Origin of the sequence: Thalassolituus sp. LLYu03 (assembly GCF_050507655.1) — a bacterium.
Lineage (GTDB): Bacteria > Pseudomonadota > Gammaproteobacteria > Pseudomonadales > Oceanobacteraceae > Venatoribacter.
The window spans coordinates 1,711,058-1,725,420 of the sequence record NZ_CP191496.1 but is presented as its reverse complement, the minus strand read 5'-3'; the positions used below and the strand labels follow the sequence as shown (position 1 = coordinate 1,725,420).

Here is a 14,363-nt window from a genome sequence, read left to right as displayed (position 1 = left end):
GCGCCTGCTAACCTTACTATCAGATAAGGTAACCGGTCAGGGAACTGACCGGATGTTCATGTTTGCGGCTGAGGACCAATAACGGCCGTCTACGGAGAAAGCATGGAATTGACAGGGTGGCTGCTGCTGGCAGCAGTCTTAGTGTTGGCAACTGCTGCAGCATATCTTCTCGGGCGCCGGAAGCCCCGCGGCGAATCGCTGAACGACACCCTGTTCGAATTAAGCCCTGACCCCAGCATTCTGGTCGATACCGACGGCATCATCTGTCAGGCCAATCACGCGTCCTGCAAGCTGCTAGGTTATAACGAGGGCCAACTCAACGGCCAGCCGGTGGACATATTGGTACCGGAAGGCATCCGCGCCCAGCATCGGCATCTGATTTCCCTGTTTTTCTCCACCACCGGCGAACGGCGCATGGCCAACCGCATCTGGGTGCACGACGCTCAGGGGCGCAAGATCAACGCGGAAATTCACCTGTCGTTGGTACAGATCAGCGGCAAGCCGATGGCGCTGGCGACCATCCGCGACACCAGCGCCTTGTGGAAAGAAGAGCGTAAGCTGCGCGAGCAGCGCAAAGCCTACGATGAGCTGTTTGAACTCTCCTCTGTTGGTATCTGCACCGTCAGCCTCGGCGGTCGCTTTTTGCGGGTAAACCGTCATTTGTGCGAGTTTTTAGGCTACAGCCGTGAAGAGCTGATTGAACTCTGCTTTCAGGACATTACCCACCCGGATGATCTGGATGCTGACGTCTCTAACGTCAACGACCTGCTGAAAGGCGTGGGCAGTTCGTACAGCATGGAAAAACGCTACAAAACGTCCGACGGCCGCTTTCTGTGGGCCAACCTGACGGTCACCCTGATCCGCGATGAACAGGATTTTCCGGATTACTTCATTTCGGTGATTCAGGACATTGGCGACCGCAAGCAGTCGGAGTCCCTGTTGCAACAATCGGAAGTGAAGTTCCGCACCATTGCCGAAACCATTCAGTCGGTGGTGTGGATGTCGTCCCCTGGCATCGAGCGCATACTGTTCATTAACCCGGCCTACGAAAGCATCTGGGGGCGCAGCTGTGACAGTCTGTACGAACGGCCCCAGAGTTTCATCGAAGGCATTCACCCGGAAGACCGGCAGAAGGTCATTCAGGAAATCGAGCAGCATAAGAGCGGCAGCTGGGAAGTGCGCTACCGGGTAGTGCATCCGCGCCGGGGCGTTCGTTATGTGTATGACACTGGCAAGGGCGTGCGTAACGGCAAGGGGCAGCTGGAATACGTGATTGGTCTGGCGACCGATATCACCGACAGCGTTGAAGCTCAGATGGAGCTTGAACGTTCATTGAAGAAAGAAAAAGAAGCCACCGAACGGCTGAACCAGCTGGTGCGCACCGACGCACTGACCGGCTGCCTGAACCGTCAGGCGCTGTACGAAGAGCTGGAAGGGCAGCTGGCGCTTTACCGGCGCTATAAAACGCCGAGCTCCATTCTGTTTATTGACCTGAACGACTTTAAGGAAATTAACGATACCTACGGCCATATCGCCGGCGACGACGCCTTGCGTGCGCTGGCGGAGCATATCCGCTCGCACATTCGTTCAACCGATATTTTGGCCCGTTACGCCGGTGACGAATTTGTGGTGATTCTGCCGCAGAGCAACGTGCGTGAAGCCTCGATGGCCATGCGTAATCTGCGCGCGAATGTGCTCAGCCATTCCACTCAGGCGGGTGATTTTCCGGTGCATTTCAGTATCGGTCTGGCCTATGTAGGCTATCCGGATGTGAAAGATTCCAGCAGCTGGATTGAAGTCGCCGATCAGGCCATGTATCTCGACAAAGCGGCGAACAGTCATGGCCGTAAGCGCAAACTGCGCAAAACAGCCGATGCCAGCCTTACGGCAGAAGCGGGGCAATCAGAGCCCGCGTCGCAAGCTTCAGCAGACACGGCCGGGCCGGCACCCTCTCAGGCAGAGCCGGGTTCAGAACCTGCTCAGCGTTCAGAATAACCCCGGGCGTCCCTGATTCGGTGCACGCTCATCCCGCCAAACCAATTCCTTTCTGATCACACCCCGGCCGTCTGGTCAGGCCGGGTAGAGTCCTGGCTGCGCGTTTACTGCTGACTGCGGTTTGGCTTTTTTCAGCAACGCCAGCAGCTTCTGACCATTCCACGCAGAATTACCGCTGGCCGAGTACAGGGTCATATCCAGCTCGGCCAGTGCATGGCGTAAAGGTGCATCGTCAATCGCATTCATCAGTTGCGACAGACTTACGACCGCAGAGGGGGTCAGATGCGTCCTGTTCGCCCATTCGATGATGGCGCGGCGGGCTGATGGGGCATCGCCTTGCTGGCAGGCCGTGTTCACGGCTTTCCAGGCGTCTGCCGGGCTGGTCGCATCAGAAACGCTGGCTTTCGCCGCAACGGGCTGTCTGCGCTTGGCGGCCGCTATGACCAGTACGATCAGCACCAGATTCACCAGCAGTGATGCAATGGCCACCATCATCCACACCGGGTTGGTTGCCGCACTCTGAGTTGCCGGGGCTGCCACGCCTGTACTGTCTGAGCTGCCGTCGCTGCTTTCGGTAGCGGGCACAGTGCCATTGCCACCCGGCTGCACGGCACTGTTGGCGGCGGCCACCACAATGGTATGCGCCGGCAGAATGGCGTATTCGAGTTTGCCCAAGGTGGTGTTCCACCACGGAATGCGGATCTCGGGCAGCACAATGCGGCCGCTGCTGGTTGGCACGATGGCGATGGATTGTTCAGAGGTACCGGTAACGCCGCTGTCGCTTACGTCTTCGTTCTGGTTGGTCTGATCCGGGTAGTAGCGGACCTTATCAATCACCGGCAGGGTAAGGGCAGGCAGCTGACTGCCCGGCAGACCGGTCGCGGTGAGTTTCAGGGTGCGTGTCACGGGTTCGCCCGCGCGCCATTGCGACGGATCGGTACTGAAGGTTTCTTCGGTGGTCAGGTTGCTGGCCGGCAGCCAGCTGGCTTGCGGATAACTGGCCGGGATCGGCTGAATAGTCAGGGTAATGGGTTTGCTGACAGCGGATGCCTGACGACCACGGCTCCAGCGGTCGTAAGGGTTGTTTACCGTGGCGTTGAAACGCTGCCCCGGAATCACCAGTTCGCCACTGACTTCCGGAAAAATGGCATAGCGGCGTTCGTATACGCCAAAGCGCACACCATCAATCACGCTGGTGTATTGCTTTACATCGCCCAGCGGCTGCACGCGGGCGTCGGTGACTTTGAATTCCGACAGCGTGGCGTCGTCGTGATTCACGCTGTAGTAGAGCTTTTCGGTGTACAGAATCTGGCCCTGCACATAGTAGTTCTGTTGCTGGCTGATGCTGATGTCGAAAAAGAACTGCTTTTCCTGCTGTGCTTTGACATCTGCCGACAGCTTGCTGACCTCCAGCACAATCGGCTGCGTACTCGCGCCGTCAAAACTGATGGCGGGCACGGTAATCTGACCAGTGCGCTTTGGCGTCAGGGTCAGGGTCCATTCGGTGAAGGATTCGGTTTTGCCATTGATGGAACGGAACTGATTCGAGCGTTGCTGATTCAGCACCTGAAAATCCTGCGCCAGCGGCTTGAGATCGGGCGAACCAAACGCCACCTGTTCGCCGTAGCGCAGGCTCAGGGTAAAGGTATCGCCTTCGGCCACCTGTTTGCGGTCGACCGTCGCGCTGAAGTCAGCGGCGAGTGCCGGCGTTGAGATCAGTGTAAAACACAGGGCCAGCAGGGCAGTCAGGCGCCTTACCATAAAACATCCTCATGAGTCTGATCGTTGTTCTGTCGGTACTGGTAAAGAAATTTGCGTTGCAGCAGGTTGCCCGGCTGGTCGGGAACGCGGTTCAGCCACTGCTGCATAGCCGCCTGTTCTTCGCGACTCAGGGGCTTGCCGTCGGCACCGGTCAGGGTATGGCTGGCAGAGGTTTGGTCCTTGCTTTCAGCCTGGTCGGGCTCGCTGTTGTCTTTGCCCTGTGCCATGGCCTGCTCGTCCGCATTGTCGGCGGAGGCGTCGTCTTTTGCGCTGGCGGCAGCCTGTTCTTTATCGTCTGGCTGATCATCATTCTGCTGCTCTTTTGCTTGTGCAGACTGAGCCGCCTTCGGGTCTTTGTCTTCTACGTCGGGCTGATAATCCGCCGGCGATTGTTTGCTGTTGGCGGCGGAGTTCTGGCCTTTTTGCTGCCCGCCATTCTGCTGCCCGCCATTCTGATTCTGGTCATCTTGCTGCTGATCGTTCTGTTGTTGGCCATTCTGTTGCTGGTCGTTCTGATTCTGACCTTGCTGATTCTGGCCCTGCTGATTCTGGCCCTGCTGATTCTTATTGTCGGGGTCTTGCTGTTGGTCGTCTGGATTCTGGCTGTTCTGGTTATTCTGCGGTTGCTGACGCTTGGCTGCGCGCACTTTTTCGAGGTTTTCCTGTGCCTGTGTCAGATCCGGATTCAGTTTCAGCGCTTCTTCGTAAGCGGCTTCTGCGTCGTCCAGTTGCCCCTGCATGGCCAGTGCGTTGCCGAGGTTGTAACGGTTTTCGGCGGTTTCGGGCAGGCCGGAGTAGGCTTTTACCGCTGCATCGTACTGGCCGGCCCGGTAGGCGGCAGAGCCGGCCCAGGCTTTGTCTTCAAACGTATTGGCGGCCTGCTGCGGATTGCTGTCGAACAGCGCCTGAGCTTGCTGGTCTGGCGTCTGCCACAGGTCCTGCCATTCCAGCGCATAGCTTTTATTGGGGCTGATCAGCGGCAGCAGCAACAGGCTGAGCAGAACGCCGCGGCGGAACAGCAGGGCGGCCAGTGGCACCAGTGCCAGCAACAGCCAGAAGCCTTCGTCTGCCCACAGATCAAAGCGTTTCTGGCCGTCGGCGCTGATGTCGGCCTCGGGTTCAGCACTGAGCAGCGTCTGCCAGTCGCGGTCATCCAGCGACATCGGGGCGTAGCGCACGCCCAGCTCTGCCGACAGGGCCATCAGCGGTGCGGTATCCAGCTTCGGCAGCACTATGGTGCCGTCTTTATCGCGCAGGAAACCCGAGCCCGGCATCGGCACTGGCGCGCCGTCGGCAGTGCCGATCGACATCACGCTCAGGCGGCTGCGCAGTGGGTCGAGTACGCTGCGGATGCGCTCGATGTCTTTGTTCAGAATACCGTCGGTAATCAGCAGCAGGCTGACACGGTTAACGCCGGCGTCAGTGGCCAGTTGCTGGGCCACGGCGATGGCTTTGTCCGGCCGGCTGCCGGGCGACGGCATGATAAAGGGCGATACCGACGACAGCAGGTTTTCGATGGTGGCCACATCATCGGTCAGTGGCGTTACTGTGTGGGCATCGCCGGCGTACACCACCAGCGCGGTCTGACCGTCACGGCGGGCGCGGATGATGTCGGTAATTTTCTGCGTGGCACGCACATAACGGCTGGGCTTTACATCCTGGGCGCCCATAGAGGCGGACAGGTCGAGCAGAATCACCAGCGCATCCTGATTGCGCGCCACCGGCTGCGGCATCTTCTGCCAGGCCGGTCCGGCCAGCGCCACCGCAGCCAGCACGGCTGCAAGCGCCATCAATGCCCGCCACAGCGGATTGGGTTTGCGCAGGGCGTCGTCGCTGGAATCGAGCAGGTAGGGCAGCAGCGCCGGGTCAATCACCCGCGCCCAGTCACCGGCGCCAGCACTGCGTGTGCGCACCAGCCACCAGCTGGCGGCCATCGGCAGCAGACTCAAGAGCCACAGCGGCCGGATAAAATGGAAATCGGTCAGCCATTCCATCATGCGCGCTCACCTTGCTTGTTCAGTCGGCGGGTAAACAGTTGCCCCACATTGCCCTGACGCAGGCTGAGCGCAAGGGCGCACAGCACGCTCAACAGCAAAGGCCAGTGATAGAGGCTCTGTTGCGGGCGGTAGATCTGCGGGTCTTTCTCGGTTGGTTCCAGCTCATCGATCAGCTGGTAAATCTGTTGCAGCTCTTTCGGGTTGCGGGCTCGGAAGAAGGTACCGCCGGTGCTCTGGGCAATGGTGCGCAGGGCATTTTCGTCGAGATCCCGGCTTGGGTTGACGGTGCGCGTACCGAAGAAACTCGGCACGTCCATGCGGTCGGCACCCAGGCCTATGGTGTAGATTTTGACTTTGTAGGTTGCGGCCAATTCGGCGGCTTTTAACGGATCAATTTCGCCGGCGGTGTTGGCACCGTCGGTCAGCAGAATCACCACGCGGGAATCTTCCGGGTTGTCCTGCAGGCGTTTGATGGTCAGGCCGATGGCATCACCGATGGCGGTTTTTTGCCCGGCCAGTCCGATCTGAGCCTCGTTCATCAGTGTCTGTACGGTCTGGGTATCAAAGGTCAGTGGGCTTTGCAGATACGCTTCATCGCCGAACAGCACCAGCCCCAGACGGTCGCCTTTGCGGCGCGGAATAAAATCGTTCAGCACGTCTTTCACCACCGCCAGACGGCTGACCGACAAGCCGTTCACCGTCATGTCGGCGGTCTTCATACTTTCCGACAAATCCAGAGCCAGCATCAGATCACGGCCGGACACCGGCATTTCGACCACTTCACCGGTGCGGTACGGACGGGCAACGGCGGTCAGCAGTGACAACCACAACAGGCTCAGCAGCAGCGTGCTGGCAAACTGAAAAGGTGCGCGTCCGTTATCGGCCGCTTCGGCGCCCGGAAAGCCCGCCAGTGTGGGCACCCGCAGCGCCGCACTCGGGCGCTTCAGGGCTGGCACAATGAAGTACACCAGTAACGGCAGGGGCAGGGCAAAAAACGCCCAGGGCCAGTGGACGTCAAAACTCACAGGCGACTCCTGTCAGATTCAGCGCTGTTCAGCCACAGCGTCAGATTGGTCAGTAATTCGTGGGCAGACCCTTCTACCTGCGGCAGGTAAGGACCGGCAGCCAGTGCATGCAGCTGACCGGCGGTCAGCACGCCCGCGCGGGCGGTCAGAAATTCTGCCCAGGCATCGCCATGCAGGGCCAGCGCCTGTGGGTAACAGACGCGGCAGTAGAGTTTCAGTGCTTCATTGGTGCGCGCGCACAGCGTTGGCGTTAACGCCGTTTCCTGACCCAGCAGCTGTGCCAGCTGCGTTTGGCAGTCGACCTTGGGTTGTTTGCGGGCGCGACGCGCGCGGTAAACGCGTGTCAGCCAAAAGGCCACCAGCGGCAGCAGAATCAGCAAGGCCAGCAGCAACCACCAACCCGGCGCCGGCGGCCAGACGCCGACCGGGTCGGGCAGAATAATGTCGTTTAAGTTGAGCGATGGGGCCGCAGAGGTTTGTGGATTCATGGCGTTATCGTCCGTTCAGTCCACTGGCCGGCTGCGCAGCATCGTTGCCGCTTTGGCTGCCCGGGGTATGGCGGGTCGCAGCGCCAAGACCAAGACCGGCGCGCAGGCGTGGCAGTGGGTCGGCATCGGCGGTGCTGAGGCTGATCAGTGGAATGCGCAACCGGTTCATCTGCGCTTGCAGCGCATTGGCACGTTGCACAAAGTCGGCCTCATAGGCTGCGCGTGTGGCGGCGCTGGCGGTATTCAGTACCCGGCGGGTATCGCCGTGGCGGATGCTGTAGTGCCCCGGTGGCGGCAACTGGGCATCGAGGGGGTCGGTCAGGCGGATGGCCACCAGATCGGAATGCTGGCCGATGTTGTACAGCTGGCGTTCACAGTCGTCGTCGAAACCGGCAAAGTCGCTGATGAAATACACGGCGCTGCCCGGACGCACGATGCGCCTCAGATGCCGGCATATCTGCGCCAGCCGGCCTTCTTCGGGCTCGCCGGCCTGAACGCCGGTAAGGGCGTTCAGCAAATGCAGCACCTGACGGCGGCCGGGTTTCGGGCGGATATCGGTTTCTGTGTTGTCAGAAAACAGCAGCGCGCCAATGCGGTCGCCGTGGTCGAGGGCCGACCAGGCCAGCAGGGCGGCCAGATCGGCGGCGACGACGCTTTTAAAGGCGCGGCGTGTGCCGAACTGCATGGTGGCACGCAGATCACAGACGATGATGACCGGGCGTTCTTTTTCTTCGCGGAACACTTTGATGTGGGCGTCACCGGTGCGGGCGGTTACCCGCCAGTCCATCGCGCGGATATCGTCACCGGGCTGATAGGCGCGTACTTCGGCGTAGTCAATACCGCGGCCGCGAATGGCCGACGAATGGGTGCCGGCCAGATCGTTCAGCACTTTGCGCTGACGGTGAAGCGGCAGAAAGGGGGCCAGCGTACGCAGGCCAACCAGATTCGCCGCGCGGATTTCAGCACCGAGGGAAAATGGAGTGTCCACAGCGCTGGTCATGGTCAGATAACCGGTACGCGTTGCAGCAGTTCGTTGATCACTTTGTTCACCGTCATGCCGGACGCTTCGGCTTCGAAGCTGAGCAGCAAACGGTGACGCAGAACGTCGTGCGCCACGGCCTGCACGTCGTCGGGGCTGACGTAATCGCGGCCTTTAAGCCACGCATGGGCGCGGGCGCAGCGGTCGAGGGCAATGGTGCCGCGCGGGCTGCAGCCGTATTCGATCCAGCCGGCCAGATCTTTGCCGTAATTGTCCGGGCGGCGGCTGGCCATAATGAGCTGCACCAGATACTGCTCAACCGCTTCGCTCATGTGCAGATTCAGCACCTGCTGGCGGGCGGCAAACACATCGGCCTGACTTAAGCGGACGTCCACATCCTGATTCAGATGCAGGGCTTCGCCGCGGGCCAGACGCAGAATTTTCAGTTCGGCATCGGCGGCCGGGTAGTCGATCACCACGTGCATCAGGAAACGGTCGAGCTGAGCTTCCGGTAGCGGATACGTACCTTCCTGTTCAATCGGGTTCTGGGTGGCCATTACCATAAACAGGGGTGGCAATTTGCGGGTGACACCGCCGACGGTGACCTGACGTTCGGCCATGGCTTCGAGCAGGGCGCTCTGCACTTTGGCCGGCGCACGGTTAATTTCGTCGGCCAGAATCAGGTTGTGGAAAATAGGGCCGGCCTGAAAATCGAAACTTTCGCTCTGCGGACGGTAGATCTCGGTGCCGGTAATGTCGCCGGGCAACAGGTCGGGGGTGAACTGCACCCGTTTGAAATCGCCTTCCAGACGCTGTGCCAGTGCGTTGATCGCTTTGGTTTTGGCCAGACCCGGCGCCCCTTCAACCAGCAGATGGCCGTCACTCAGCAGGCAGATCAGCAAACGTTCGACCAGATGCGGCTGGCCGATGATCTGTTCCTGAAGGGAGGCGTTCAGGCGCGCAAAACCGTCTTGTACCGTCATAGTTCCGTCTTTCCAGTGCCTTGATTTAACAGGGATTTTATTGGCCTGCCTGAGCAGGTCAATGCTCAGATGGCGACGTTTTGAGAAAGTTCAACCCCGGCCAGCTGCGTTTTCCGTTGCCGGGTGCAGGTTGTCCCGCCGTGTCGTACATAACATCACACACAATTGCACACAGCATCGCACACAAGACAGGCCCGTCTGGCGCAAGAACTTTGTCGTGAATGTTCTAAGCTGAATTCACGCATCAAAAAGACGGGAATCGCTATGTTAACCGCGCTCAACACGCTGATCTCTGAACGGAATGCCCCTGACCAGGCGGCGGTGCTGCAACGGTTTGCGGCATTGTATTTCTCCGGAGCCCCGGAAGAAGAACTGATGGCCAGAGCAGTCGAAGACGTTTATGGCGCTACGTTGTCGTGCTGGCAGTTTGTTCAGCAGCGCAAAGCGTCGGAAGACAAAGTGCGGGTGTTTAACCCCGATTACGAAAATCACGGCTGGCAGTCGATGCACACCATTGTTGAGGTGGTGACCGACGATATGCCGTTTCTGGTGGATTCGGTGCGCATGGCGCTGAACGGCCGGCAGTTGTCGCTGCACGCTATTCAGTATTGTGTACTGCACGCCGAGCGTGACCGCAAACACCATCTGCAGATCAGCGACTGGCAAGAGGCGGGTAAAACCTCTCTGCCGGAAGCCATTATTTACATCGAATTCGACCGTCATACCGACCCGAATCTGCTGGAGAGTCTGCAGCAGGAATTACTGGATGTGCTGGCGGAGGTGCGCTCGACCGTGGTCGACTTCAACGCCATGACCGCCAAGGCCGAAGAGTGCGCAAAGGCGCTGGCGAAACCGGCGGAGGGCGGGCGCAAAGCCGACTACAGCGAAGCGCGGGAATTTATTCTGTGGCTGTTGAATAACCACTTTACCTTTCTCGCCTGCGATGAATTTCACTTTGAGCAGGACGGCACCGAGCAGTACGTGGTGCGCGATACGGAGTCGGATCTGGGGCTGTTCCGCCACAATAAAGCCAGCCGAAACCGCCTGAAACTGGTGGATCTGGAAGATGAAGTGCGCGATTTCATCACCAATTCGCACATCGTCAGCTTTATGAAATCCGGCAGCCGCTCGCGGGTACACCGCCCGGCGTACCCGGATTATGTGGTGGTGAAATTCTTCGATAAAAACGGCAAGGTCAGTCGCGGCATCCGCTTTATGGGGCTGTACACCTCGATGGTGTACATAGAAACGCCGAACAACATTCCGTTTGTGCGCGAAAAACTGAACGCTGTGCGGGCACTGGCGGATTTCGATCCGCGCAGCCACAGCGGCAAAGAACTGAACCGCATTCTGGAAGTGTACCCGCGCGATGAGTTATTTCAGTCGTCGGCTGAGCAGCTGTACCGAACCTCAGTCAGCATTCTGCATATTCAGGAGCGCCGGCAGACGCGTGTTTATTTGCGCAAGGACACCTACAGCAAGTTTGTGTCCTGTCTGGTGTACACGCCGCGCGACATTTACAACACTGAGCTGCGTCAGCGCATTGAAGCGGTGTTGCGTGCGGAATTCGACACGCTGGATATTGAATTCAACACCTATTTTTCCGAATCCATTCTTGCCCGCACCCATTACACCATGCGTCTGAATCCGGATAAGCCGGTGGAATTCGACGAAGCACGGGTGGCGAAAAAAATTCAGCTGGTGGTGCGTTCGTGGCCGGATGATCTGCACAGTGCGCTGGTTGAGCAGGTGGGCGAAGAGCTGGGTAATAAGCAGTTTCACCGCTACCGCGAGGCCTTCCCGGCGGGTTACCGTGAGAGTTTTACAGCCCGCACGGCGGTGGCGGATATTCAGCACATGGAGTACCTGTGCGCCCAGCCCGACGGTCAGCTGGCCATGAGTTTCTACCGCGAGCTGGAAGAGGGCGAAAACGAACTGCGCTTTAAACTCTTTAACCGTGAGACGATTCTGCCGCTGTCGGATGTGATTCCCGTCCTTGAAAATCTTGGTCTGCGTGTACTGGGCGAGCACCCGTATGAAATTACCTGCGCCGATGGCGGGCGGGTGTTTATTCATAATTTCATGCTGCGTTACACCTTATCCGACAGCATCAACATCGCTGCTGTGAAACAACTGTTTCAGGATTCTTTCGGTGCCGTTTGGCACGGCAAGGCCGAAAACGACGGCTTCAACCGTCTCGTGCTGGGCGCCGAACTGGGCTGGAAAGACATCGCCATTCTGCGCGCCTACGCCCGCTATATGAAACAAATCCGGTTTGGTATTTCTGAGTCGTACATCGCCGAAACCCTGTGCCGCTACATCGGTATCAGCGCAACGCTGGTGCGGCTCTTTCACCTGCGGTTTGATCTGCGCCCGGTGTCGGAAGAACAACGCCAGCAGGAATGCGATGCCTGCGAGCAGCAGCTGATTGATGCCCTCGACGGCGTCGAGCAGCTCAACGAAGACCGCACCATCCGCCGCTACATCGAGCTGATTAAAGCCACGCTGCGCACCAACTGTTTTCAGCTGGACGACAGCGGCCAGGATAAATCGTATCTGTCGTTCAAACTGAACCCGTCGGCCATCAGTGATATGCCGTTGCCGCGGCCTATGTTTGAAATCTTTGTTTATTCGCCAAGGGTGGAAGGTGTGCATCTGCGCGGCGGTCGCGTGGCCCGCGGTGGCCTGCGCTGGTCTGACCGCAGCGAGGATTTCCGCACGGAAGTGCTGGGTCTGGTAAAAGCCCAGCAGGTGAAAAACGCGGTGATTGTGCCGGTGGGCGCAAAGGGCGGTTTTATTGCCAAATGCCTGCCGAAAGACGGCGGCCGCGATGCCTTTATGGCCGAAGGTATCGCCAGTTATCAGACTTTTATCAGCGCGCTGCTGGACGTCACCGATAATCTGGCCGAAGGGCAGGTGGTGCCGCCGGTGAATGTGATCCGCCACGACGGGGATGATCCGTATCTGGTGGTGGCGGCCGATAAAGGCACCGCGACCTTCTCCGACATCGCCAACGAAATTGCCGTGAAACGCGGTTTCTGGATGGGCGATGCCTTCGCGTCCGGCGGTTCGGTCGGCTACGACCATAAAAAAATGGGTATTACCGCCCGCGGGGCCTGGGTGTCGGTGCAGCGTCATTTCCGCGAACGCGGCGTGAACGTACAGGAAACCGATTTTACCGTGGTGGGCATCGGCGATATGGCCGGTGATGTGTTCGGCAACGGCATGCTGATGTCGAAGCACATCCGGCTGGTGGCGGCTTTTAACCACATGCATATTTTTGTTGATCCGGAACCGGACGCTGAGGCCTCCTTTGCCGAGCGTAAACGCCTGTTTGCCTTGCCGCGCTCCACCTGGGATGACTATGACAAATCCCTGATCTCGAAGGGCGGCGGTGTGTTCCTGCGTTCGGCTAAGAGCATTGCCCTGACCGCTGAAATGAAAGCCCGCTTCGGTATCCGCGAAGACCGTCTGGCACCGAATGATCTGATCAGCGCCATTCTGAAAGCGCCGGTCGATCTGATCTGGAATGGTGGCATCGGCACTTATATCAAGGCCAGCAGCGAACGCCATTCGCAGGTGGGCGACAAAGCCAACGACGGCCTGCGCATTAACGGCAGTCAGGTACAAGCCCGGGTTATCGGCGAGGGCGGCAATCTGGGTATGACCCAGCTTGGCCGTATCGAGGCGGCTCTGACCGGGGTGGCGTCGTATACCGACTTTATCGACAACGCCGGCGGTGTGGACTGCTCTGACCACGAAGTGAACATCAAGATCATGCTCAACGATGTGCTCGACAGCGGCGATCTGACGCGTAAGCAGCGCAACGAAATCTTTATGAGCCTGACCGACGATGTCGCCCGTCTGGTGCTGAACAACAACTACCGTCAGACCCAGGCCATTGCGCTGGCCTTCCGCGATTGCCGCCTGCGGCTGGAGGAATACGCGCGTCTGATCCGCGAATTCGAAGCGCAGGGCAAGCTCAACCGGGCGCTGGAATTCCTGCCGCCTGAGGATGTGCTGCTCGAGCGTAAGGCGTCAGGAACCGGGCTCACGCGGCCGGAACTGGCGGTGCTTATTTCGTACACCAAGGCCGATCTCAAGGAGCAGCTCAACCGGCCGGCTATGAACGATGACCCGTACATTGCCCGCATTCTGGAAACGGCCTTTCCGGCCACGCTGGCAGACGGCTTCCGCGAGCCGCTGTACCGCCATCGTCTGCGTTCCGAAATCATCGCTACCCAGCTGGCGAATGACATGGTCAACTACATGGGCATCACCTTTGTGAACCGCCTGCACGATTCCACCGGTGCCACCGTGACGGACATAGCGGCGGCCTATATCACGGCCCGTGATGTGTTCTCGCTGGACGAACACTGGGCGGCGATTACCCAACTCGATTACCGCATCCCGAGCGCGCTGCAGGAAGACATGATGAGCGATCTGATGCGTCTGGTGCGGCGCGCGGCGCGCTGGTTCCTGCGTAACCGCCGCTCGAATATGGACATCGCGGCCGAAGTCGCTCGCTTCCGTCCGGCGGTGCAGGCCATTGCCGCCAGCATGGGGCGCATGCTCAAGGGCTCGGCGCTCGATCGCTGGACTCAGGTGTATCAGGACCGGGTGGAAGCCGGCGTACCTGAAGCGCTGGCCGCCGTGACCGCGGGCGCCGCCAACCTGTACGCGGCGCTCGGCATTATCGAAGCGTCGGCCCAGACCGGGCGCGAGGTGGATGATGTGGCCCAGGCCTACTTTGAAATGGGCGAACATCTGTCTCTGAACTGGTTTATGCAACAGGTGAACGCGCTGACGTCCAACAGCCACTGGGAAGCACTGGCGCGGGAAACCATGCGCGACGATCTCGACTGGCAGCAGCGCGCATTAACCGTGGGTATTCTGGCCAGTCAGGAGCCGGGCAGTGCGCTGGCCGACACCATAGTGCGCTGGGAGCAGGATCATCAGTCGCTGGTCGGCCGCTGGGGCAGCATGCTGAACGAGCTGAAAGCCTCGGAGGTTGTGGAGTTCCCTATGGTGGCGGTGGCGCTGCGGGAATTGCTGGACCTGGCTCAGGCCAGTCGCCATGCCCGTTCGCCAGACGATTGCTGACGGCCGGTTACCGGCCGTCTGATCTCCCGCAT

Annotated in this window: 8 protein-coding genes; 2 read left to right on the top strand and 6 right to left on the bottom strand. The window is 59.4% G+C overall.

Annotated features, from left to right (window positions below):
* Positions 1–102: 102 nt before the first annotated feature.
* Entirely contained in the window at positions 103–1,995 is a 1,893-nt protein-coding gene (locus ACQUQU_RS07845) for a PAS domain S-box protein (protein WP_430462688.1), read from the top strand.
* Positions 1,996–2,070: 75 nt separating this feature from the next.
* Here ACQUQU_RS07845 and ACQUQU_RS07840 read toward each other — a convergent pair whose 3' ends face one another.
* The 6 genes from ACQUQU_RS07840 to ACQUQU_RS07815 are packed head-to-tail and all read right to left on the bottom strand — an operon-like array spanning position 2,071 to position 9,228.
* Complete coding sequence (locus tag ACQUQU_RS07840) at positions 2,071–3,756, bottom strand: BatD family protein (protein WP_430462687.1); 1,686 nt, start codon at positions 3,754–3,756, stop codon at positions 2,071–2,073.
* Positions 3,750–5,753, bottom strand: a complete 2,004-nt coding sequence (locus ACQUQU_RS07835; protein ID WP_430462686.1) for a VWA domain-containing protein — start codon at positions 5,751–5,753, stop codon at positions 3,750–3,752. Before ACQUQU_RS07835 ends, ACQUQU_RS07840 begins: the two co-directional genes overlap by 7 nt.
* Positions 5,750–6,778, bottom strand: a complete 1,029-nt coding sequence (locus tag ACQUQU_RS07830; protein ID WP_430462685.1) for a vWA domain-containing protein — start codon at positions 6,776–6,778, stop codon at positions 5,750–5,752. Before ACQUQU_RS07830 ends, ACQUQU_RS07835 begins: the two co-directional genes overlap by 4 nt.
* Positions 6,775–7,266: a DUF4381 domain-containing protein gene (locus ACQUQU_RS07825; protein WP_430462684.1), complete on the bottom strand. Its 492-nt coding sequence runs from the start codon at positions 7,264–7,266 to the stop codon at positions 6,775–6,777. The genes ACQUQU_RS07830 and ACQUQU_RS07825 overlap by 4 nt, the downstream gene beginning before the upstream one ends.
* A 4-nt stretch (positions 7,267–7,270) precedes the next feature.
* Positions 7,271–8,266 carry a DUF58 domain-containing protein gene (locus ACQUQU_RS07820; RefSeq protein ID WP_430462683.1) on the bottom strand — a complete coding sequence of 332 codons (996 nt, stop codon included), beginning with the start codon at positions 8,264–8,266 and terminating at the stop codon, positions 7,271–7,273.
* Between the two features lie 2 nt (positions 8,267–8,268).
* Positions 8,269–9,228, bottom strand: coding sequence for an AAA family ATPase (locus ACQUQU_RS07815; protein ID WP_430462682.1), 960 nt, complete (start codon positions 9,226–9,228; stop codon positions 8,269–8,271).
* Positions 9,229–9,492: 264 nt separating this feature from the next.
* Here ACQUQU_RS07815 and ACQUQU_RS07810 point away from each other — a divergent pair, with 264 nt between their 5' ends.
* Positions 9,493–14,331, top strand: coding sequence for an NAD-glutamate dehydrogenase (locus ACQUQU_RS07810; RefSeq protein ID WP_430462681.1), 4,839 nt, complete (start codon positions 9,493–9,495; stop codon positions 14,329–14,331).
* Positions 14,332–14,363: the final 32 nt, after the last annotated feature.

What these genes read in the sequence shown, in the direction of transcription:
- ACQUQU_RS07845 (WP_430462688.1), top strand. Translation starts at nt 103, where the DNA reads ATGGAATTGACAGGGTGGCTGCTGCTGGCAGCAGTCTTAGTGTTGGCA.
- ACQUQU_RS07840 (WP_430462687.1), bottom strand. Translation starts at nt 3,756, where the DNA reads ATGGTAAGGCGCCTGACTGCCCTGCTGGCCCTGTGTTTTACACTGATC.
- ACQUQU_RS07835 (WP_430462686.1), bottom strand. Translation starts at nt 5,753, where the DNA reads ATGATGGAATGGCTGACCGATTTCCATTTTATCCGGCCGCTGTGGCTC.
- ACQUQU_RS07825 (WP_430462684.1), bottom strand. Translation starts at nt 7,266, where the DNA reads ATGAATCCACAAACCTCTGCGGCCCCATCGCTCAACTTAAACGACATT.
- ACQUQU_RS07820 (WP_430462683.1), bottom strand. Translation starts at nt 8,266, where the DNA reads ATGACCAGCGCTGTGGACACTCCATTTTCCCTCGGTGCTGAAATCCGC.
- ACQUQU_RS07815 (WP_430462682.1), bottom strand. Translation starts at nt 9,228, where the DNA reads ATGACGGTACAAGACGGTTTTGCGCGCCTGAACGCCTCCCTTCAGGAA.
- ACQUQU_RS07810 (WP_430462681.1), top strand. Translation starts at nt 9,493, where the DNA reads ATGTTAACCGCGCTCAACACGCTGATCTCTGAACGGAATGCCCCTGAC.